The sequence below is a fragment of the Actinoplanes sp. NPDC051513 genome (genome assembly GCF_044454685.1).
Taxonomy (GTDB): domain Bacteria; phylum Actinomycetota; class Actinomycetes; order Mycobacteriales; family Micromonosporaceae; genus Actinoplanes.
On sequence record NZ_JBITDW010000032.1, the window covers coordinates 30,745 to 50,402 of the forward strand.

General features: G+C 69.3%; 22 protein-coding genes and 5 pseudogenes. 15 read left to right on the top strand and 12 right to left on the bottom strand.

Features of this window, described 5'->3' with window-relative positions; all coding sequences use genetic code 11:
- The first annotated feature begins 90 nt into the window (after positions 1-90).
- A complete protein-coding gene (locus ACIA5D_RS46245; RefSeq protein ID WP_396037064.1) occupies positions 91-1,353 on the top strand; it encodes an ATP-binding protein in 1,263 nt (420 codons plus the stop codon).
- Here ACIA5D_RS46245 and ACIA5D_RS46250 read toward each other — a convergent pair.
- Complete coding sequence (locus ACIA5D_RS46250; protein ID WP_396037065.1) at positions 1,332-2,042, bottom strand: response regulator transcription factor; 711 nt, start codon at positions 2,040-2,042, stop codon at positions 1,332-1,334. The two genes, ACIA5D_RS46245 and ACIA5D_RS46250, sit on opposite strands and share 22 nt — an antisense overlap.
- A 114-nt stretch (positions 2,043-2,156) precedes the next feature.
- Between ACIA5D_RS46250 and ACIA5D_RS46255 the strand changes: the two genes are divergently transcribed.
- The gene (locus tag ACIA5D_RS46255) at positions 2,157-2,375 is read left to right on the top strand and encodes a polysaccharide deacetylase family protein (protein WP_396037066.1); all 219 of its coding nucleotides are present in this window, start codon (positions 2,157-2,159) and stop codon (positions 2,373-2,375) included.
- An 8-nt stretch (positions 2,376-2,383) separates the two neighbouring features.
- Here the strand turns inward: ACIA5D_RS46255 and ACIA5D_RS46260 are convergent, their stop codons facing one another.
- From ACIA5D_RS46260 to ACIA5D_RS46280, 5 genes and pseudogenes are all read right to left on the bottom strand, one after another.
- Complete coding sequence (locus tag ACIA5D_RS46260) at positions 2,384-3,574, bottom strand: hypothetical protein (RefSeq protein WP_396037067.1); 1,191 nt, start codon at positions 3,572-3,574, stop codon at positions 2,384-2,386.
- Entirely contained in the window at positions 3,571-4,320 is a 750-nt protein-coding gene (locus ACIA5D_RS46265; RefSeq protein ID WP_396037135.1) for a polysaccharide deacetylase family protein, read from the bottom strand. The genes ACIA5D_RS46260 and ACIA5D_RS46265 overlap by 4 nt, the downstream gene beginning before the upstream one ends.
- 140 nt (positions 4,321-4,460) lie before the next feature.
- Positions 4,461-4,631 carry a hypothetical protein gene (locus ACIA5D_RS46270; protein WP_396037138.1) on the bottom strand — a complete coding sequence of 57 codons (171 nt, stop codon included), beginning with the start codon at positions 4,629-4,631 and terminating at the stop codon, positions 4,461-4,463.
- A gap of 94 nt (positions 4,632-4,725) precedes the next feature.
- Positions 4,726-4,824, bottom strand: a pseudogene (locus ACIA5D_RS46275) (ABC transporter permease); the annotation flags it as partial.
- Between the two features lie 117 nt (positions 4,825-4,941).
- The gene (locus tag ACIA5D_RS46280; RefSeq protein ID WP_396037139.1) at positions 4,942-5,304 is read right to left on the bottom strand and encodes a hypothetical protein; all 363 of its coding nucleotides are present in this window, start codon (positions 5,302-5,304) and stop codon (positions 4,942-4,944) included.
- Here ACIA5D_RS46280 and ACIA5D_RS46285 point away from each other — a divergent pair.
- Positions 5,257-5,469, top strand: a pseudogene (locus ACIA5D_RS46285) (response regulator transcription factor); the annotation flags it as partial. The gene ACIA5D_RS46280 and the pseudogene ACIA5D_RS46285 overlap by 48 nt on opposite strands.
- Positions 5,470-5,526: 57 nt before the next feature.
- On the opposite strand, the gene ACIA5D_RS46290 reads toward ACIA5D_RS46285, so the two are convergent.
- Positions 5,527-5,970: a DedA family protein gene (locus ACIA5D_RS46290; protein ID WP_396037068.1), complete on the bottom strand. Its 444-nt coding sequence runs from the start codon at positions 5,968-5,970 to the stop codon at positions 5,527-5,529.
- Between the two features lie 232 nt (positions 5,971-6,202).
- Here ACIA5D_RS46290 and ACIA5D_RS46295 point away from each other — a divergent pair, with 232 nt between their 5' ends.
- From ACIA5D_RS46295 to ACIA5D_RS46305, 3 genes and pseudogenes are all read left to right on the top strand, one after another.
- Positions 6,203-6,925 carry an ABC transporter permease gene (locus ACIA5D_RS46295; RefSeq protein ID WP_396037069.1) on the top strand — a complete coding sequence of 241 codons (723 nt, stop codon included), beginning with the start codon at positions 6,203-6,205 and terminating at the stop codon, positions 6,923-6,925.
- Positions 6,926-6,991: 66 nt separating this feature from the next.
- Positions 6,992-7,258, top strand: a pseudogene (locus ACIA5D_RS46300) (peptidase M75); the annotation flags it as partial.
- 146 nt (positions 7,259-7,404) lie between these two features.
- Entirely contained in the window at positions 7,405-7,830 is a 426-nt protein-coding gene (locus ACIA5D_RS46305) for an imelysin family protein (protein ID WP_396037070.1), read from the top strand.
- A 165-nt stretch (positions 7,831-7,995) separates the two neighbouring features.
- On the opposite strand, the gene efeU is transcribed toward ACIA5D_RS46305, so the two are convergent.
- Entirely contained in the window at positions 7,996-8,829 is an 834-nt protein-coding gene (gene efeU / locus ACIA5D_RS46310) for an iron uptake transporter permease EfeU (RefSeq protein WP_396037071.1), read from the bottom strand.
- A 160-nt stretch (positions 8,830-8,989) separates the two neighbouring features.
- Here efeU and ACIA5D_RS46315 point away from each other — a divergent pair, with 160 nt between their 5' ends.
- Positions 8,990-9,634: a DedA family protein gene (locus tag ACIA5D_RS46315; protein ID WP_396037072.1), complete on the top strand. Its 645-nt coding sequence runs from the start codon at positions 8,990-8,992 to the stop codon at positions 9,632-9,634.
- 71 nt (positions 9,635-9,705) lie between these two features.
- Complete coding sequence (locus tag ACIA5D_RS46320; protein WP_396037073.1) at positions 9,706-10,545, top strand: alkaline phosphatase family protein; 840 nt, start codon at positions 9,706-9,708, stop codon at positions 10,543-10,545.
- On the opposite strand, the gene ACIA5D_RS46325 is transcribed toward ACIA5D_RS46320, so the two are convergent.
- Together ACIA5D_RS46325 and ACIA5D_RS46330 are read right to left on the bottom strand one after the other, a co-directional pair.
- Positions 10,546-11,430 carry a M56 family metallopeptidase gene (locus tag ACIA5D_RS46325; RefSeq protein WP_396037074.1) on the bottom strand — a complete coding sequence of 295 codons (885 nt, stop codon included), beginning with the start codon at positions 11,428-11,430 and terminating at the stop codon, positions 10,546-10,548.
- The gene (locus ACIA5D_RS46330) at positions 11,427-11,804 is read right to left on the bottom strand and encodes a BlaI/MecI/CopY family transcriptional regulator (protein WP_396037075.1); all 378 of its coding nucleotides are present in this window, start codon (positions 11,802-11,804) and stop codon (positions 11,427-11,429) included. Before ACIA5D_RS46330 ends, ACIA5D_RS46325 begins: the two co-directional genes overlap by 4 nt.
- Before the next feature lie 545 nt (positions 11,805-12,349).
- Here ACIA5D_RS46330 and ACIA5D_RS46335 point away from each other — a divergent pair.
- A pseudogene (locus tag ACIA5D_RS46335) lies at positions 12,350-12,788 on the top strand (response regulator transcription factor); the annotation flags it as partial.
- A 47-nt stretch (positions 12,789-12,835) separates the two neighbouring features.
- Positions 12,836-12,964, top strand: a pseudogene (locus tag ACIA5D_RS46340) (glycosyltransferase); the annotation flags it as partial.
- 444 nt (positions 12,965-13,408) lie between these two features.
- Here the strand turns inward: ACIA5D_RS46340 and ACIA5D_RS46345 are convergent.
- Entirely contained in the window at positions 13,409-15,046 is a 1,638-nt protein-coding gene (locus tag ACIA5D_RS46345; RefSeq protein WP_396037076.1) for a methyl-accepting chemotaxis protein, read from the bottom strand.
- Between the two features lie 167 nt (positions 15,047-15,213).
- On the opposite strand from ACIA5D_RS46345, the gene ACIA5D_RS46350 reads away from it, so the two are divergent.
- The gene (locus ACIA5D_RS46350) at positions 15,214-15,426 is read left to right on the top strand and encodes a hypothetical protein (protein WP_396037077.1); all 213 of its coding nucleotides are present in this window, start codon (positions 15,214-15,216) and stop codon (positions 15,424-15,426) included.
- A 227-nt stretch (positions 15,427-15,653) separates the two neighbouring features.
- On the opposite strand, the gene ACIA5D_RS46355 is transcribed toward ACIA5D_RS46350, so the two are convergent.
- A complete protein-coding gene (locus ACIA5D_RS46355) occupies positions 15,654-16,343 on the bottom strand; it encodes a hypothetical protein (RefSeq protein WP_396037078.1) in 690 nt (229 codons plus the stop codon).
- A 345-nt stretch (positions 16,344-16,688) separates the two neighbouring features.
- Between ACIA5D_RS46355 and ACIA5D_RS46360 the strand changes: the two genes are divergently transcribed.
- Genes ACIA5D_RS46360 through ACIA5D_RS46375 form a run of 4 tightly spaced genes read left to right on the top strand, consistent with a single transcriptional unit; the run spans position 16,689 to position 19,657 of the window.
- Complete coding sequence (locus ACIA5D_RS46360) at positions 16,689-16,997, top strand: MSMEG_0570 family nitrogen starvation response protein (RefSeq protein WP_396037079.1); 309 nt, start codon at positions 16,689-16,691, stop codon at positions 16,995-16,997.
- Positions 16,994-18,322: an MSMEG_0569 family flavin-dependent oxidoreductase gene (locus ACIA5D_RS46365; protein WP_396037080.1), complete on the top strand. Its 1,329-nt coding sequence runs from the start codon at positions 16,994-16,996 to the stop codon at positions 18,320-18,322. The genes ACIA5D_RS46360 and ACIA5D_RS46365 overlap by 4 nt, the downstream gene beginning before the upstream one ends.
- Positions 18,319-19,131, top strand: a complete 813-nt coding sequence (locus tag ACIA5D_RS46370) for an amidohydrolase family protein (RefSeq protein WP_396037081.1) — start codon at positions 18,319-18,321, stop codon at positions 19,129-19,131. Before ACIA5D_RS46365 ends, ACIA5D_RS46370 begins: the two co-directional genes overlap by 4 nt.
- A 13-nt stretch (positions 19,132-19,144) precedes the next feature.
- Positions 19,145-19,657: an MSMEG_0572/Sll0783 family nitrogen starvation response protein gene (locus ACIA5D_RS46375; RefSeq protein WP_396037082.1), complete on the top strand. Its 513-nt coding sequence runs from the start codon at positions 19,145-19,147 to the stop codon at positions 19,655-19,657.
- Position 19,658: the final 1 nt, after the last annotated feature.

The window sequence follows — 19,658 nt, forward strand, 5'->3', positions numbered from 1 at the left end:
ATGCCGGCGACGCTAGGCGGGGATCGGCCAGCGCCCGGGCAATGAAAGGTAAACGCCAAGTTTGCCTTCGGCCGCCCTAAAGTCCAAAGCATGAGGCGATCGCGAATCCGCAGCACACGGACCCGGATTCACAACGCGATCGTGCTGGTCGTGACGCTGGCGCTGTTGCTGTTCGGGGTGCCACTGGCGGTGGTGCTGGATCGGCTGGTCACGAGTCAAGCTGTGGCCGGGTTGCAGCGCGACGCGACCAGGGGCGTAGCGGCGGTGCCGGACAACATCCTCGAGGCCGGCACTCCGGTGCGGGTGCCGCCCGGGACCAACGACTTCCTGATCGCGGTGTACGACGCGCAAGGGCTGCGGGTCGCCGGCGCCGGTCCGATGCGGTCGGCGCTGGCCGGCTCTGCAGTTGACGGACACGAACACGACGGTCACGACGGAGCGGACCTTGCGGTCGTCGTGCCGGTGCTGTCGGACACGACGGTCGCCGGCAGCGTACGGGCGGCCGTTCCGCTGGCACGGCTCAGAACGCAGAGCTACCGGATCTGGGGGCTCCTCGCCGCGCTGGCATTGTCGGTGATCGCCGTGGCGGTGCTGCTCGCGCGGCGATCGGCGATCCGGATCGCCCGGCCGTTCGAGAATCTGACCGTAGCTGCCCGCAGCCTGGGCGACGGCCAGTACGACGTGCACCTGCCACGCTGGGGAATCACCGAGGCCGACGCGGCCGGCGAGGCCCTGCGCGACAGCGCCCGGCAGATCGAGGAGCTGCTCGAACACGAGCGCAATTTCGTCCGGGATGCTTCTCATCAGTTGCGGACACCGCTCGCCGGCTTTCTGCTCGCCTTGGAACAGCCGACACCGGACGTGCCCACCGCCATCGCCCGGGCGCGAGATCTCGAGACCACGATCGCGGATCTGGTCCTGCTGCGGCGCCGGACCGGGCACGGCACCGCGGACCCGGTCATGATCGCCCAGGCGGCGGTCCGGCGGTGGAGTACAGCCGGCAGGCTTGTGGTCCTGCGCAGCGACAGCGATCGGTCCGTGGCGATCAGCGAGCCGGCACTGAGGCAGAGTCTTGACGTGCTGATCGACAACGCTTTGCGGCACGGCAGCGGGACCGTCACCGTGACGGTTGAGCCCTATGGCGACAGCGTGCTTATCGAGGTCGCGGATGAGGGCCACGGGTTCCCCGGCGATGCCCCCTTCGGAACGGGGTTGAACCTTGCGACCGGCGTCATCGAGCGCGCCGGGGGGTCGGTGCTGATCCGGCGGCGCGCACCCCAGCCGCGAGTGGCCCTGCTCGTGCCCGAAGCGCCTGCGCCGCAGAGCTTGCTTCAGTCCGGCTCGAAGCGGTAGCCGTAGCCGCGCAGGGTGGCGATCCGGTCCCACCGGTCGCCGGCGTCGGCCAGCTTGCGGCGGACGCTGGCCACGTGCACGTCCAGCGTCTTGGTCGAGCCCGCCCAGTGCTGGTCCCACACGACGTCCATCAGGTGCTCCCGGCGTACCGCTTCGCCCGCCGCGGCGACCAGGACGGCCAGCAGCTCGTGTTCCTTCGGCCGCAAGACGATCTCCTGTTCACCGACCCAGGCCCGCCTTGCCCCTTGATCCAGCCGGACCGGTCCGGCCCGCAGCTCCGGCGGGCCGGTCCCGCCACGACGCCGCAGATGGGCGCGTAGCCGTGCCCGCAGCTCCACCTGCCGGAACGGCTTCGTCACGAAGTCGTCGGCGCCACCGTCGAGCGCACGAACCGCGTCGGTCTCGTCGGTGCGGGCAGTCACCACCACCACCACGACCTCCGCGTACTGCGCGCGGATCGCCGCGCACAGGTCGAGACCGTCGGCGTCGGGAAGTCCTAGATCCAGGATGATCAGGTTGGGCACCCGATCGGCGATCAGCCGGTGGGCGTCCGCCGCCGTACGTGCCCAGCGAACTTCGTGGCCGTCGGCGGCGAGGAGGCCGGCCAGGCCGGAGCCGACGCCTTGGTCGTCCTCGACGACCAGCACCTTCGAAGGGATGTCCAGGCCGTTCACGAGCGGATCGCTCATATCTGGACGGTAACCCGGTGCGCTGCCGGTTCCCTAAACCGCCGGTTCAGCGAATCTTCAGCACCTCCTAGATGTTGCAGGCGCGGCCGGGGAGTGGCGAAGGCAGACGCGGACGTGACCGCACGTCTTCTCGGCCGGATGGCCGAGGAACTGCCCGACGTGGCACGGGCGATCGTGGACGCCGGGCACGAGGTCGGCGTGCACGGCTACGAGGATCTGCTGCTGGTCGAACAGGGCCCCGCCGTCACCTGCCACGACATCAGCCGCGCCATCGCGGCCATCACCGCAGATGAACGGCGTACAGCCGCGGTGGTGGCTCGGTCCCGGTGGTAGGCCGCCGGTCAGCGGAGGATGCCGGTGTGGCCGAGGGAGTAGCGGCCGGGCTGGGGCCAGACGCAGAGGCCGTGCGGCTCGGCGCCGACCGGGATACGGGCGATGAGGTGGCCGGTGGTGGTGTCGATGGCGTAGACCTCGCGGTCGTAGCGGCCGGAGAGCCAGAGCACGTGGCCGTCTTCGGAGACGCCGCCCATGTCGGGGCTGGCGTGGCCGGGTAGGCGCCATGTGGCTACCAGGTGGTTGGTGTGGAAGTCGAGGACCGAGACGCTGCCCTCGCCGCGGTTGGCGATGTAGAGGTAGCGGGAGTCGCGGCTGGGGTAGAGGCCGTGGGCGCCGTCGCCGGTGGGGATGAAGGTACGGGCGGTCAGTTGGTCGCCGTTGATGAGCCAGAGGCCGCTGGTCTGCATGTCGGCGACGTACCAGGTGTGGCCGTCGGGGGAGATCTTGATGTCCTGGGGCATGGCGTGGCCGGGTAGGTGCAGGCGGCCGGCGACGCGTTGGGTGGTGGTGTTGACCTTGATGAGCTCGCCGGAGAACTCGCAGGTGGCGATGAAGTAGCGGCCGTCGGCCGAGAAGTCGGCGTGGTTGATGCCGTCGCAGCCGACCGGGAGGACGTGCCGGGGGGCCATGGTGTGCGGGTCGCTGAAGATGATGGCCCGGCGGGACTCGGCCATCACCATCGCGAACTTGCCGTCCGGGGTGAAGTAGAGGTTGTACGGGTCCTGCACCGGTACCGGTTTGCCAAGCGTGCCGGTAGCGGGGTTGATCGGGATGAGGGTGTTGCCGGCGTTGTCGTTGATCCACAGTGTGCGCAGGTCCCAGGACGGGACGACGTGTTGCGGGCCGTGTCCGGCGGGGACGGTGCGGATCACCCGGTAGGTGCGGGGGTCGATCACCGAGAGGGTGTCGCTGCCGAAGTTCGGGACGTAGACGAGGGGCTTCGCGTGGGCCGTGGCGGGCGCGAGGTCGCCGGGGCGGTCGGCGGCGTAGACGTCTGCGGGGTCGATCGGCGGTGGCATCCCGGGCAGCAGCGCTCCGGCCGCCGTCGCGGGCAGCGCAGGCGAGGGTGCGGACGCTTGGGGAACGGCGGGCGCGGGAGCGGCCGCGCACCCGGCGAGCAACGCGAGCGCGACCAGGGCGCAGGCCCGGCGTCCGGCGTCTCGCGCGCGGCGGCTGTCGGCGGGCGGGCCTCTCATCCGAACAGCTCCGAGGCGGTGACTGCGTGCAGCCCACGGGTACGGAGTCCGGCCAGCAGCGGGGCGATCGCGGCGACTGTCCCCTGGTGGCCGCAGTGCAGGCTCACGATCGATCCGGGCCGGGCGGCGGCGAGTGTGGCGGAGACGATCGCGGAAGGGCCCGGGTCGGTGAAGTCGCGCGGGTCCACGTCGTACGACAGGCAGGTGGGGTAGCCGGCCCGGCGGGCGGCGCTTTTGATCGTCGGCGTCGCGTACTGGGTCTGGGACGGACGGAACCAGCGGCCGATCGAACCGGTCACGGAACGGACCGCTTCGGCGCAGGCGCTGATCTCGGCGTACGCAAGCTGGGGTTTCATGGTCTTGATGTCGGCGTGGTGCTGGGTGTGGTTGCCGAGTTCGTGACCGTCGGCCAGCACCCGTCGGCCGAGGGCGGGGTTTGCGGTCAGCCAGGTGCCGACAGCCAGGATCGTGGCGTGGGCGCCGCCGTGTCGCAGCTGGTCGAGCAGTCCGGTGACCAGCCGCGGATCGCCCTGCCCATGGAAGGTCAGGGCGATCCGGGACCGGTCGCGTGGTCCGTGTCGTACCTCGTCGGGGAGGGTGGGTGCGACCGGGGCGGTGGATCGGGGCGCGACCGCCGGAGTGGATGGGTCGGCGGTACGAAGGGGAGACTGCTCGGCGCCGTCGCAGGCGGCGACGGCGCCGAGGGCCACGGCGGTGACCGCGCGTAGGGCGTCACGACGTTGCATACGTTCGGACGCTACGCAGCCCGAGATGAGAGGGGGCTGAAGACGTCCTGCCTCGCCCAGGACGGGGCGTGGACCCAGTTGGCCGCCCCCATCACCGTCGAGTCTCGGTACTCGCTCGCGCGGGGCGCGCCGTGCCCGGCTCATTCCGTGCGTAGTGCGGTCGCGGTGGCGGAGCGGGCCGCCCAGCCGGCCGGGATCAGCGCGCCGAGCACGGCGATGACCGGGCCGGCCACGACCAGCAGAGCGAGCACGGCCGGCCGGTAGACGTGCAGCGCCTGGATCGGCAGGGTCAGCCCGATCGCGTTCCTCATGGCCGGCATCACCGCGGCATGCAGGAGGAAGCCGGCCGGCGAGGCCGGTCAGCAGCACCGAGGCGACGACCATGGTCACCGTCTGGCGCGGCGTCATGCCCAGCGCCTTGTAGACGCCGATGTCGTGCGCCCGGTCGCGGGTGTCGAGCACGACCGTGTTGAGCACACCGAGGGCGGCCACGGCCACCAGCATCGGCGTGAGCAGGCCGGTGAGCGCGCCCAGCGCGAGGATGGTGCCGCTGTGGCTGGACGCCTGGTCCCGGTCGACCACCACGCCGTACGGCTGCAGCGCGCCGCCGAGCCGGTTGATTTAGCCGGTGGCATCGGCGCCGGGCCGCAGCGTGATGTGGTACATGTCGGGTGGCAGGGCCGGCACTGTGGACGCGTCCACGAGCACCTCGGGATCGGTGTGCGGGTTGAACACCTCGCCGACGATCCGCACCGGGACCGGCCGGCCGTTCTCGGTCAGGACCACCGTGTCACCGATCCGGGCGTCAGCGGCGGTGAGGAAGTTGTGCACCGTCACCGCCTCGCCCGGCCCGTGGAACCACCGCCCGGAGACCATCTGGTAACCGCCCCGGCCGGCGTCGCCGGTGAAGGCGTACAGGTCGGCGGCGCCGCTCAGGCCGGGCTCACCCCCCGCGAACGGGAGGTGCTGCGCCTGATCGCGCACGGGCTCAGCAACTCCGAGCTGGCGAGCCGGCTGTACCTGTCCGAAGCGACGATCAAGACCCACGTCGTCCGGATCCTGGCCGAACTCGGCCTGCGCGACCGCGTCCAGGCGGTCGTGCTCGCCTACGAGACGGGGTTGGTCAGCCCGGGCCAGGAGAGCCCTTGAGCTCGCCGGTTCATCGATAGACCAGAATCTGGCCCGCGCTCGCCGCCACCAGGACGCTCAGCGCGGTCGCGGCGACGATCCGGCGACCGTACCGGCGGCCGAGCGTGCGTAGCTTCGCCGCATGCCGGACCGCGGCGAAGAGACCAGGACGCCGGTCACCGTCACCGGGCCTAGGACGTACGTGATGTTGCCCAGCACACCCTGAAGGTGCTGCCAGGACGGGACCAGCGCCCGCATCAACCCCACCCAGCGACCGACGAGCACCGCCCAGTTGCCGTGCTTGCAGGTGAAGGCCTCGGCTCTGGCCCAGCGTTGTTCGCCGACGAACCGGCCCGCCCGGCTCGACTTGATGGCGCCGCCGCCGTGCCGCCCGATCTCGTACCCCACCGAGTCGCCGCCGATCGCGGCGACGATCGCCACGACCACCACCAGCGGCAGGCTGATGTGTCCCGTGCCGGCCAGGACACCGCCGAGCAACAGCGCGGACTCGCCGGGCAGCACGAGCCGACGAACGCCGCGGACTCCCGGAACGCGAGCAGCCCGATCACGAGGTAGGTGAGCCACGGCGGGATCGACACGATGAACTGCAGCGCCTGAGTCACGATCGGAAACGTACGATGGCCGACCTTAAGATTCGGTGAAAGCCACCGCGCCGGCAATAGCGCGGCTCACAGGGCAGAGGTGGTCGAGGTTGTCTTCGGCGGCGATTTCGATCGGCCCGATTCTGCTCGTCGTGCTGGTCGCTCTGACGTTGCTGGCCGTGACCGCCGCGCTGATCGGGCGCCTCGGCGTGAGCCGGGCGGTCGTGTCGGCGTCGGTCCGCGCTGTCGTCCAACTGGCGGCGGTCTCGCTGCTGATCGCGGCGGTGCTGCGGTCCTGGTGGGCGACCGCCGCGTTCATCACGTTGATGGTGATCGTCGCCGCCGCGACCTCGGCCCGCCGGATCGGCGGCTGGGGCCTCGTCCGGTTCACCATCGTGCCGATCGCCGCCGGAGCCATGCCGGTCGGAGGTTTGATCGTGGTGGCGGGGACCGTGCCGAGATCGGAGGTGGCGGTGCTGCCGATCGCCGGCATCCTGATCGGAGGCGCCATGACCGCGACGTCTCTTGCCGGCCGGCGCGCTCTGGACGAGCTGCGCAACCGTTTCGGCGAGTACGAAGCCGCGCTGGCCCTCGGGTTCATGCCCCGCGACGCCGTGCTGGAGGTGTGCCGTCCTACCGCCGGTCAGGCGCTCGTCCCCGCCCTCGACCAGACGCGCACGGTGGGTCTGGTCACCCTGCCAGGAGCGTTCGTCGGTGTGCTGCTCGGCGGCGGATCGGCGGCTCAGGCCGGCGCGACGCAACTGCTGGTCCTGGTTGCCCTGCTGGCGGTCGAGGCCATCGCCGTCACGGTCACCATCGAGCTGGTCGCCGTAGGGCTGGTGCGGCGTACCGAGGCATCTCGAGGCGCGGCTTGACTTGCACCTACAAGTTGTAGGAGATTCAGCGAGTTAGGTAATCCTTAGCTCGAGGAGTGGACCTCCATGCGTGAATCCCGGCTGCTCGCCCTGACTGCCCTCGCTGGGCTGGCCGCCTGTTCCCACTCTCCGCAAAAGGCGGCCGATGGGATCGGCTCGATCACGGTGCACGCGAACGACACCGGCTGCACCGCCACCACCGCGGAGGCCCAGGCGGGCACCTCGGTCTTCTCGGTCGTCAACGAGGGCTCCAAGATCACCGAGTTCTACGTCTACGCCGAGGGCGACCGGGTCATGGGTGAGGTGGAGAACATCCTTCCCGGCGTCACCCGCGAGTTGCACGTGGAGCTCGGCGTCGGCGCGTACCAGATCGCCTGCAAACCAGGAATGGCCGGGACCGGGATCCGGACGGCGTTCCGTGTCAGCGGCTCGTCGGCGCCGCTGACCACGGACGCCGCGCTGGCCGCCGCGACCGCCCGGTGGCCCGCACCTACTGGGAGCGCATCGAACCGGTCGCCACGATTTTCGGCGACCTCGACCCGAAGATCGACGGCCGCGAGGACGCGGTCGAGCCCGGCGCTCAGTTCACCGGCTTCCACCGTCTGGAGAAGGACCTCTGGGCGATCGGCGACATCACCAAATCCGGCTCGATCGCCGACCAGCTGACGACCGACGTCGATGCGATCGCCACCAAGGCGACTGCGGCCAAACTCTCCCCGCTGAACCTCGCCGACGGCGCCAAGTCATTGCTCGACGAGGTCGCCACCGGAAAGATCACCGGCGAGGAGGACCGCTACTCGCACACCGACCTGTGGGACTTCGCCGCCAACATCGAAGGCTCGAAGGCGGCGATCGCCGCGCTCCGGCCGGTGTTGCAGGAGCGCGCCCCCGAACTCGTCAAGTAGATCGACACCGGATTCGCCGACGTCGACGCGGCTCTGGGCAAGCATCGGGCCGGCGACGGATACCGCCTGCACAGCGAGCTGTCCAAGGCGGACCTGAAGGAGCTCTCAGACGTGATCAACGCCGTGGCCGAGCCGATCAGCAAAGGTGGCCGCGGTCGTCGCCCGCTAGGCGGCGGCGGGAACCTTCTTCGGCGCGGGACGGAAGAACAAGAAGAGCACCACGATTGCGTACGCGAGCCAGGCCGTCACCTCGAGAGCGGTCGCCGACGGGGTGACATTGATCGTGGCGGCGAGCAGGGTGCCGTACCACGAGGTGGGCTCGATGGTGTGGGACAGGTCGTAGGCGACGGTGGTGGAGCCGGGCAGGAAACCTGCGACCTGGAACCCGTGCACGGCGTACTTGATGATCCCGGCGGCCACCAGCACCAGCAGGGCGCCGGTCCAGGTGAACAGGCGGCCCAGGTTGACCCGGGCGACCGCCGCGTACATCAGCCAGCCGAGCAGCACTGCGGACGCGACACCGGCGATCATGCCGAGCAGCGGCGCGACGGTCTCGCTGGCGGCCTGTGCGGCGGCGAACACCAGCAGCACCATCTCGACGCCCTCACGGATCACCGCCACGAACGCGAGCGCGGCAACGGCCGCCTTGCCCAGCCCGAGCGCGACGGTGAGCTTGCCGGTCATCTCGCCCTTGATGGTCCGGGCGCTACGGCGCATCCAGAAGATCATCCAGGTGACCATCGACACGGCGACCAGGGAGCTGATCGCCTCGAACAGTTCCAGGCGGACGCCGGACAGCAGCGAAGTGGCCACATAGGTGAGCACGACCCCGAGCGCCGCGGCGCACACCACTGCCACGCCCACGCCGGCCCAGAGCGGCGGCAGCCCGTCCCGTCTCTTCGAGCGGGCCAGCACGGTGACGAGAATCGAGACGACCAGCGCCGCCTCCAGGCCGTCGCGTAGTCCGATGAGGTAGCTGGCGAAGAAGGCGCCGCCCACGTGGTGCTCCTGGGTTAGTTAGGCTTACCTGACTCCGCCAAACTCCTACGACGTGTAGGAGTTTGTCAAGCCGGACTCGACTCCTACAGCGTGTAGGTTTAATCCGGTCGAGGCCGGGCAAGGCCGACGCTGAGAAGCCGATCGAGAGGGATGCAATTCGATGACGTCAGCGCTGGGTCCGTCCTTCCTCGACCCGCAATGGCTGATCTCGACATTCGGACTGATCGGGATCCTGGCGATTGTGTTCGCCGAGTCGGGCCTGCTGATCGGCTTCTTCCTGCCCGGCGACTCGCTGCTGTTCAACACGGGACTCCTGGTTGCCGACGGCACCTACCTGCATCAGCCGCTGTGGCTGATGTGCCTGCTGGTGTCGATCGCGGCGATCGCCGGCGACCAGTTCGGCTATCTGTTCGGCCGCCGCTTCGGGCCGGCCGTGTTCCGGCGGCCCGACTCCCGCTTCTTCAAGCAGGAGAACCTCGCCCGGGCTCGAGACTTCTTCGCGCGGTACGGCGCCCGGTCGATCGTGCTCGCCCGCTTCGTGCCGATCGTGCGGACCTTCACCCCGATCGTGGCCGGGGCGAGCCACATGCACTACCGGACCTTCCTGATCTACAACGCGATCGGCGGCACCCTGTGGGGCTGCGGCGTGACGATCCTCGGCTACTTCCTCGGCCAGGTGGGCTTCGTGCGCTCGAACATCGAGCTCATCCTGATCGGCATCGTGATCGTGTCGCTGATCCCGATCGGCGTCGAGTTGCTCCGTGGGCGCCGACGGGCTCGAACGAGTGGTTCCGAGCCGCGCTGACCGCGCGTCTCCCGCCGGATGCGCACACCAACTCCTACAACTTGTAGGAATCGGTGTGAAGGGAGACACGTATGAGCAAGGTCGGATGGGCGGCGATGGCCGGCGTCCTCGTCGGGGCCATCGTTCCCGCAACCGCGGCGCAGGCGGCGCCGGTCGCGGTTCCGAAAGCCGATCACGTGGTGATCGTGATGCTCGAGAACAAGCGGTACGACGCCGTCGTCGGGCACCCGAAGACGCCCTGGATCACGGCACTGGCCGGCAGTTCGGCGAACATGACGCAGTTCTACGCCGAGACGCATCCCAGCCAGCCGAACTACCTCGCGCTATTCGCCGGGTCGGAACAGGGAGTCACCGACAACGGCTGCCCGCATGATCTGGGTGCCCGGGGAAACCTGGGCCGGCAGCTGATCGACGCGGGCCGCACGTTCGCCGGGTATTCCGAGGATCTGCCGCGCGCCGGATGGAAGGGCTGCTCCTACCGCGGTTACGTGCGGCGGCACAGCCCGTGGGTCAACTTCAGCAACCTGCCGGCCGCGGTGAATCAGCCGTACAGCGCCTTTCCCCGGGACTACCGCCGGCTTCCCACCGTGTCCTTCGTCATCCCGAACCTCTGCCACGACATGCACGACTGTCCCAAGGCGCAGAGCGATGCCTGGCTCCGGCAGCAGTTCACCCCGTACCTCGCGTGGGCGAAGACGCACAACAGTCTGTTCGTGCTCACCTTCGACGAGGACAACCGGACCGGCGGCAACCGCATTGCGACCATCGTGGCCGGCGCCGGTGTGCGCCCGGGCCAGTACGCGAGCCGGCTGGATCACTACGACCTGCTGCGCACCTTGCAGACGATGTACGGGCTGCCGCTCATCGGCGCGGCGCGGAGCCGCGGCGGGTTGCCTGGCATCTGGCGGTAGTCAGAGCCACACCCGGGCGAGATCGAGGAAGGACTGCGTGGCCGTCGCGCCAACGGCCAGGATCGCCGCGGCGACCAGTACCGGGCCGGCGAGGCGACGCCTCAGTGGGGCGGGCGTGGGCTGGCTCAGTGCCCGCACCCGCCGGACGACGACGCCACCGTCGATGCCGAGCACACCGTTCCATCCAGAATCGGACGCCGCGAGCGCGGCGCGGGCCACCGTGCGGGCGGTCAGATCCCGGCTGCCGACATCGGCCGCGGCCACCTCGTCGGCCCAGCGCTCGACCAGGAACTCGACCGCCCGGCGTACCGGGACAAGGAGCGGATTCACCGCTGCTGCCGTGGCGGCAGTGGCGGTGAGGCGGTGATGCCGATGGGCCAGGTGCGCCCGCTCGTGGGCGAAGACGACCTTGCGTTCGGCGGGATCCAGCAACCGGAGAATGCCAGTGGTGACCAGGAGATGACCCTCCTCGCGGACCCGGCCCGGAACGGCCAACGCCATCGGCTTGGCCCAGTCGGCGACGACCATGTCGTGACGCGGATCGCCGATGGCACGCAGCCGCCGGTTGGTCACGACCCGCCGCCGCACGTCGATGAACAGTCGCACGCCGCCGCCGATCAGCAGCAGGCCGGCGATCAGCGCGACCGGGCCCGGCACCGGCTCGGGCAACTCCAGCGTCGGATGATCGTCGAGCGCCGACAGCGGCGGGACATCGTCGAACATGGTCAGGGCCAGCATGACCAGCGACCAGGTGGACGCGAGAGCCGCGAGGGCCGCGGTCACCGCGAGTGTCGACGCGGCCGATCCCGGCGCGCCGCGCGCCGCGATCCGTGGCGCGGCGAGAGGGAGCGTCAGCAGCAACGGGAGGTAGATGCTGATGGTCATGGCTGACGCTGCGGCGGGGTTCTGGTCAGATAGTGCCGCAGCAACGCGGCGTCGGTCTCGTCGAGAGAGGCCGCGAACAACTGGAGCACGGCCTGACGGTCAGCCCGATCCGTCAGAGCCTCTCGCATCCGGAAGGCCGCGGCCGCGATGGCGTCGCGGGCCGGCCAATAGGCGTGTCCGCGGCCGGCTCGATGGCGCTCGACGGCCTTCTTGTCGTGCAGGCGGAAGAGGACCGTCTGCACGGTGTTGTAGGCCAGGTCGCCGCCCAGCGCCCGATGCACCTCGGCCGCCGTCATCGGGGCCTCAGTAGCCCACAGCGCGCCCATGACCTCGGCCTCCAGGGTTCCCGGCGGCCGCCGATTGTCCTTCGTCACCGTCGCTGACCTCCGCGACCAGAGTATCCCCCACCCGCGTGGGCACGGTGCCGGCGACACGGGGGCGGGAGCGGGCACGCAGTAGCTCCATGGCGATCGGGACGACCGAAAGGGCGACGATGCCGATCAGGATGAGCTCGATGTGGTCGCGGACGAACGCGACCTGGCCGAGGAGATAGCCGAGCGTCGTGACGCCGCCGACCGGTGGTCGGTACCGGCAGCCGTTGGTGCAGGTTGCGGGAGGTAATTGACGCGGCCTGTCGGCGCATCGCCTCGACCGGGCGCAGGGTGCGGCCGACGAACAGGAACGTGGCGCAGCCGACGACCAGCGCCAGCAGCGGCAGGCCGAGCAGCACGGCCACGAGCACCGCGTCGGTGCCGTCGTCGACGAGGTCCAGCGACTGCGCGACGAGCACGATCCGGTCGCCGGTGGGGGTGGTCACGCCCTGGGCGACGATCCAGAACGGCTCGTCGTGGGCGTCGGGCAGGTGCCGTTGTTCCTTGACGCGTACGCCGGCGGCCGGCGGGAGTGTGGAGATCGCGGTCTGCCCGGCCAGGACGGTGAGTACGACCAGGCCGACGCGTTCGATCTCGGCGCCGACGACTACCTGACCAAGCCGTTCTCGTTCGTGGTGCTGATCGCGCGGATGCGGGCGCTGATCCGGCGCGGCGCCCCGGAGCGGCCGGCCGTGCTGAAAGCCGGTGACCTGTCGCTTGATCCGGGGGAGCGGCGGGTGTGGCGGGGCGAGGAGCCGATCGCGATAACGCCGCGCGAGTTCGCAATGCTGGAGTTCCTGATGCGCCAGCAGGGGGCAGGCGGTGACCAAGCGAGCGATCCTGGAGAACGTCTGGGACGCCCATTTTTCCGGCGATCCGAACATCGTCGAGGTCTACATCGGCTACCTGCGCAAGAAGATCGACCATCCGTTCGGCAAGGCGTCGATCGAGACCGTGCGCGGCGCCGGCTACCGACTCGTGCCCTGACCGGGGCGTATTCAGTGCCACGGGCAAGGTGATCACGCTGGGCTGGGGTCGACGACATGCCCTCGCTGCTGCACGCCGCCGACGTCGTGGTGCAGAACGCCGGCGGCCTGACCAGCATGGAGGCGCTGGCCCGCGGCGTGCCGCTGATCAGCTACCGGTGCTCGCCCGGACACGGGTGGCCAACGCCGCCGCGCTCGAACGGCTGGGCGGGCTCCTGGCCCGGGCGGTGATCAAGCAGCGGCCGGGCACCCGATCTGTGCACGGCCCGCGGCCGACCCGGCAGTCATAGCTCAAGCGTACCGAGAACCCCCCCGCCGGCCGTGAAGCCAGGCGGCGGCAGCACGAGCGGGCGAAGGACTGCTCCGCGCATTGTCCGCGGCAAATGAGTGTGCACCGAGGTGCGTTTCTACAGAGGGAAAGAGATTCTCGCCGGGCCGCCAGCTCGCCAGATGCCTCGGCAGCGACCTTGACAGTATGTGATCCGCCGGGCGATGAGCTGAGCTGATAGCTCAGATCTTCCAGTGGCGCGCTCGACTTTCGTCTGGTCATTCCCTGCGCTCAGGTTTGCCGCGCTGTTGGGGCGGTATGGGCGGGGGTATGGCAGGCGTGGGTTGCGGCGGTTAGATGCGGAAGGTGGCAACCAGACCGCTGAGTTCGGTGGACATGCGGGCGAGTTCGGCCGTGGCCTGCTGGGTTTCGGTGACGCCTTGGCTGGTCATCCGGGCGGCTTCGGCGACGCCGGTGATGTTTTGTGCGATCTCGCCGCTACCGCCGGCGGCCTCGCTGACGCTGCGATTCATCTCCGCGGTGGTGGCGGTCTGTTCCTCCACGGCCGAGGCGATGGTGGTCTGGAACTCGCTGATCCGTCCGATCACGACCGAGATCTCGTCGATCGCGACGACCGCGCCGCTGGTGTCGGCCTGGATCGCCTGCACCCGGCGGGAGATGTCCTCGGTGGCCCGGGCGGTTTCCTGAGCGAGGTCCTTGACCTCGGAAGCGACCACGGCGAATCCCTTACCCAGTTCGCCGGCCCGGGCGGCCTCGATGGTGGCGTTGAGGGCGAGCAGGTTGGTCTGCTCGGCGATCGCGGTGATCGTCTTGATGACGTTGCCGATCTCGGCGGAGGAGTCACCAAGTTTGTTCATGGTGGCTGATGTGTTGGCGGTGATGGTGACCGCCTCCGAGGCGACCCGGGCGGCCTCGGCGGCGTTCTGCGAGATCTCCCGGATCGAGGCGCCCATCTCTTCGCTACCGGAGGACACCGTTTCGACACTGCGGGAGACCTGTTCGGCGGCGGCGGACACGGCCAGCGCCTGGGTCGAGGTTTCTTCCGCGGAGGCGGCGATGTTCGCGGCGGTGCTGCTCATCTGCTCGGAGGCACCGGCCAACGAGGTGGCGGACCCCTCGATCGTCGTGATCGTCTGCCGCAGCCGGGTCAGCGCGGTGTCCAGTGCCCGAGCCATCCGGCCCGGCTCGTCGCGTGTGTCCAGGCCGGTGCTGCGGGTCAGGTCGCCGTCGGCGAGCCCGTCACACACGTAGGTGACCTTCGTCAGCGACTGCACTATCTTGCGGGCAACGAAGACACCGACTGCCAGGGCCACGATCAGGCCCACGGTCAGCGTGATGATGGAGGTGGTCCGGCTGGATTCGTAGCCGGACTTCGCCGCCGCGGCCTTTTGGTCCGCGTCCGCGGTTTCCGAACGGTCCATGGTGGCAAGTCCATCGAACAGGCGCGTCAGGATCGGCAGCACCTCGGTGTCGCGGATCTTCGCCCACTCGACCAGCGCACTGCGGTCGCCGGCCGGCAGCAGCTTGCTCGTCGCGACGTCGGCGTAGGCGTCCCAGTCGGTCTGCAACTGGTCGATCACGGCCGGGTCCGACGCCGGGTTGGTGGCCCGGTAGTCGGCCATCGCGGCGGTGAAGTCTTGAAGATCGGTGGTGAATGAATCAGCGAACTTGTTGGTAGATGCGGCATCCACCGACAGTGCCTGGTTCGCGGAGTCCACGCGGGCCTGCAACACGATCGCTCTCAGATGCCCGACCGCTTTGATACTGGGGACCGTGCTGTTGGAGATCAGCGCGGCGGAGTTGCTGGCGTCGCGTAACGACATCAGTCCGAGGATTCCGACGATCAACGCGACCAGCGCCGCGGTTCCGACCGCGGCGAGAACCTTCACGCTGACGCTCAGATCGGCGAATGAGGGCCGTCGGGCCCCAGCTCCGACCCCAGCACCGGCAGTAAGGGTCATTGCAGCCATGATGGTCCTCTTTCGAAAGAAAGATCAGAGTCTTAAATCTGGCGGGCTTCTACGCCCTAGCTCTCACTATGTGGGCACCGGTCGGCCCAGTGTCCCTATTTCGACAGATTCAGTGGCCATCGATGAAAAGTCCGATGCTGGCGGCGGACGCGGCCTACCGTGAGGGCGTGAGGGTCACCGAGCAAAAAAGTACGATTTTCCTGCAGGCAAGGGCGTCGGCGGCGTTCGCCGACATACAGGTCCGCCTGATGCGCGACCTCGCTACCCGGCTGAGAACAAGCGGAACAGCCGCCGACCACACCCTTGCTTTGGAAGCCGCGGCCGATCAACTCGAGGCAGCGGCACGGGAAACCCTGCACGCCTTGCGGCACAACCAATGACTCAAAGGCTGATTCAAACAAATCATTAAATGACATGTGCTGAATGCGCGAGCAGGACGAATACACTTCAAATATGCGTGCCGACCGCTCACTCGGCCATGGTCAAATGCACTGACATCGGCAGATGCGCGCGTTGGGCGAGCGCCCCGCGGGCCGTGTGATGGCGTCGGCCCGCTTAATTCATGGCGATGCTGCGCCTTCGGTGGCGAATCCGCGCTGGAGTTCCTTCAGCTCCCCATCGTCGCCGATCCGGGGGCGCCGGTCCGGGTGCTCGAGGTACCAGCGGATCGTGTACGCCAGGAATGCCGAATCGATGTGCAGTCCACTGGCCGGCAGCGACAGCCGCCCGGCGGCCGATCCTGCGCGGTCGGGGAGCGGCGCAGTTTGATGGTGGCCGGGTTTCGTTTCGCCGGTCGCGGCGGGCCGCCGGGCAGCAGCTCGTCCCACCGGATCTCGTCCCGGCGGGCACGACGGTGCAGGCTCAGCCCATCCGGACTCAGTGCGATGCCCGGCCTGTTCATCATCGACCGCAGCACGGCGTCGACCAACAGCACCACCACGATGAGGAGAAGGACCGTCGTCAGCAAGCCGAGTTGCGCGATTCGCGCCCGATCCTGATTCGGCACGCGCTCAACAGGAACGAGCCGGGCAACCACCCACCCCCAGATGATCATCGCTACTGCTTGCCGCGGAGACGACGGCACGCTGAACCGGTGCGCATCCGCGTCGCTGTCCCAAGCGACCGGCCGGCGGCGGTACGCCTCGGCGATCAGGGCGTACGCCCCCGCGGGAACGGCCACGCTCGCCGCAGCGAAGAGCCCGTAAACCGTGAGCCCAGCAAGGGCAGGCTCGACCTGCCAGGTGAAAGGCTGCAGCCACAAAGCCACGCCGAGCGACAGCGCGAAGGCCAGAACCACGAACGGTGGTGCGAGCAGCGCGCGGACGCGTGGTGACATCGCCGGATCGTACGGCCAGGAAGATCAACCGCGCTGGGAAATGCTCCACAGCGCTACCCGTCCAGCGGGCACCCGACGCGGAGCCGCCCAGAGAGCCAGATTACGTACGTATCCGTGAGTTGGCCCCTGGCGAGGCCGGCGGTCACGGTGGGGGGACGCGGTTTCGAAACACCGAGTCGGGGCTGCCGCAGCATGCCCGAAACGCCGCAGACACGCCGAGCCGTTGTGCGGTCTTTCTAACGCCCACCTGTTCCGGATGAAACCTCGCCGAAATCGCAGCTGCCTTGACTGGCTCTCACTAACAGCGTGATTCTCCTGGTCGGACGTGGTGCCACCATGCCGGAACGGTACTTGTTGGTGCGCTGGCCCGGCGGGCCGGAGCAACGGATCTACTCGCCCTCGACTGTCGTCGAGGACTACTTCAGGGCCGGGCAGAAGCTTCCGATCGCGGACTTCGTCAGACGTAGCCACGAGGCCCTGACGATCGCCAGTGATCGGGTCGAGGCGGCCTACGGCTTTCCCTGCAACCGGGCGGCCCGGTCGATGGCGGAGATCGCGGAGTTCGCCGCCGTTCATCGCGACGGGGACGTCACGATAGAAGGGATCGAAGCGTGAATCTCGACAACACGCACCGGGCGGTCGCGGTGGTCGGTGGCGGGCAGGCCGGCTTGTCGATGAGCTGGCACCTGCGGCAGCGCGGCGTCGACCACGTCGTCATCGAGCGGGAGCGGGTCGGCCACGAGTGGCGCGACCGCCGGTGGGACTCGTTCTGCCTGGTCACCCCGAACTGGCAATGCCGGTTGCCCGGCTTCGGGTATGCGGGCGGCGACCCGGACGGGTTCATGATCGGCGCGGACATCGTGGGCTACCTGGAGAAGTACGCCGCCAGCTTCGACCCGCCGCTGGTCGAGGGCGTCGCCGTGAACCGCCTACGGCGTACTTCCAAGGGGGTTTTCGAACTGGTCACGACGGCGGGGACCTGCACCGCGGACCAGGTGGTGGTCGCGACCGGGCCCTACCACAACCCGGCCGTGCCACGGATCGCCGAGCGGCTGCCCGGCGACGTCGTGCAGGTCCATTCGTCGCAGTACCGTAACCCGGAGCAGCTGCCGGCGGGTGCCGTGCTGGTGGTGGGCACCGGCCAGTCCGGCTGCCAGATTGCCGAGGACCTGCACCTGGCCGGCAGACGCGTGCACCTCGCCGTGGGCAGCGCGCCGCGTGCCGCCCGCAGGTATCGGGGCCGCGACACGCTGGCGTGGCTGGACGAGATGGGCCACTACGCGAAGGGCATCGACGAGTTCGGCGACGCGGATGAGGTGCGGCTGCGCGCCAACCACTACATGACCGGCCGTGACGGCGGCCGCGACATCGACCTGCGGGCCTTCGCGGCCGAGGGGATGCGCCTGTACGGGCGGCTGACCAGTGTGGACGGCTCGGCGGTGACCTTCGGCGGTGACCTGAAAGCCAATCTGGACAACGCCGACGCGGTGGCCGAGGGCATCAAGGACGCGATCGACGGCTACATCGCCGCGGTGGGCATCCGGGCGCCGGCCGAGGACCGCTACGTGCCGGTGTGGGAACCCGCCGGCCGCGCGACGACGAACGACATGGCCGCCGAGGGCATCACGGCGGTCGTCTGGGGCACCGGGTTCCACCGCGACCACCGCTGGGTCGAGGTGCCGGTCTTCGACGGGCGCGGCTACCCGACCCACGACCGCGGCGTCACCAGTTGCCCTGGCCTCTATTTCCTCGGGCTGCCGTGGCAGTACACGTGGGGCTCGGGCCGGTTCGCGGGGGTGGCCCAGGACGCGGGTTACCTGATCGAGCGGATCACCGCGGCCCGCCGGGAGCGGATCACCGAGGGCGTCAGCTGGCTCGCCGGCACGCCGACCGAGACGTACCCGGATCTGGACTGGTTCACCCCGCGGGCCGCCGCATGAAAAGGACCTTGAACGATGCGCACCGGCACCTCGGCGTGCTTCCCGCATACCCGTTCTACGGTGGGCCGCCGGTCAGCCCGGACACCACCGCCCGCGCCACCATCGACGAGCTGATCGCCGACCTCGACGCCGAGGGAACCGCACGCGCCCTGATCCTGCCGAACTACGGCGTGCCCGACCCGGACGTCGCCTTCGGCTTCAACGAACTCGTCGTCGAGGCGGCCCAGCGCGACGACCGGATCCGCTGCGGGCTCTGGGTCTCGGCGCAGGAACGCGACCGGGAACGGACCGCGGCCGCGCTCGCGCTGGCCGGCGAGGACGGCGTCCGGGCGCTGAAGCTGAGCTTCCTGCTCGGAGGGAGCGTGGACGACCCCGGCCTGGAGCCGATCTTCGCCGCGGCCCGGGCCCACGATCTGGTCGTCCACGTGCACACCTCGCCCGGTGCCGCCTCCGACATCGACAAGGTCGGCCGGCTGGTCGACCGGTACGCCGACGACGTGAAGGTGCACCTCGTGCACTTCGGCGGTGGGATGAGCGGCCACATCAAGCTGATCGGCACCCGGTTCTTCGACTGGGTGGCGGCAGGCAAGCAGATTTACACCGATCTCTCCTGGGCCATCGGGTTCGCCCCGCGCTGGCTCGTGGCCGAGATCGACCGCCGGGGCCTCGGTCACGACCGGGTGCTGTTCGCCAGCGACGAGCCGTGGGGCGACCACGCCGGCGAGCTGGCCCGGCTGCAGGCCGCCGTCGGGGGCGGCGAACTGTCCGAAGCTGTTTTCGAGACCACGTTCGACAAGCTCTACGCCTGAAGGAGAAGCAACCATGACGGACCTGACCGACCTCGAGCAGAAGAGCCTGACCGAGATCCCCCACCCGGCCCTGGCGGAGGGATCGAGCATCTACGGCGGCACCAAGGTCTTCCCCGACTACAAGGCCGAGGAGGGGCAGAGCTACTTCACCCTCGTGCATGGCATCGCGCACGAGTCGTCGGTCAGCTTCGTCGCCGTCCTGCAGGCCACCCGGGCACTGCGCAAGGGCTTCGAGTCGGCGATCTACTTCTACGGCCCCGGCTCGCTGAACTGCCTGGCCACCCGGGGCTTCCCCACCACCGGCGCGTCGGCCTTCCCGGGCGAGCACAACATCAACAACTCGCTGAAGACGTTCATGGCCGAGGGCGGCAAGGTCTACTGCTGCCGGTTCGGGCTGTCGCTGCACGGCGCCCGCGAGGAGGACCTGATCGAGGGCGTCATCCCGACGCATCCGCTCGACGTGCAGGACGCGCTGATCCACTACGCGCGCAAGGGCGCGATCATCAACTCGACGTACATGTTCTGAG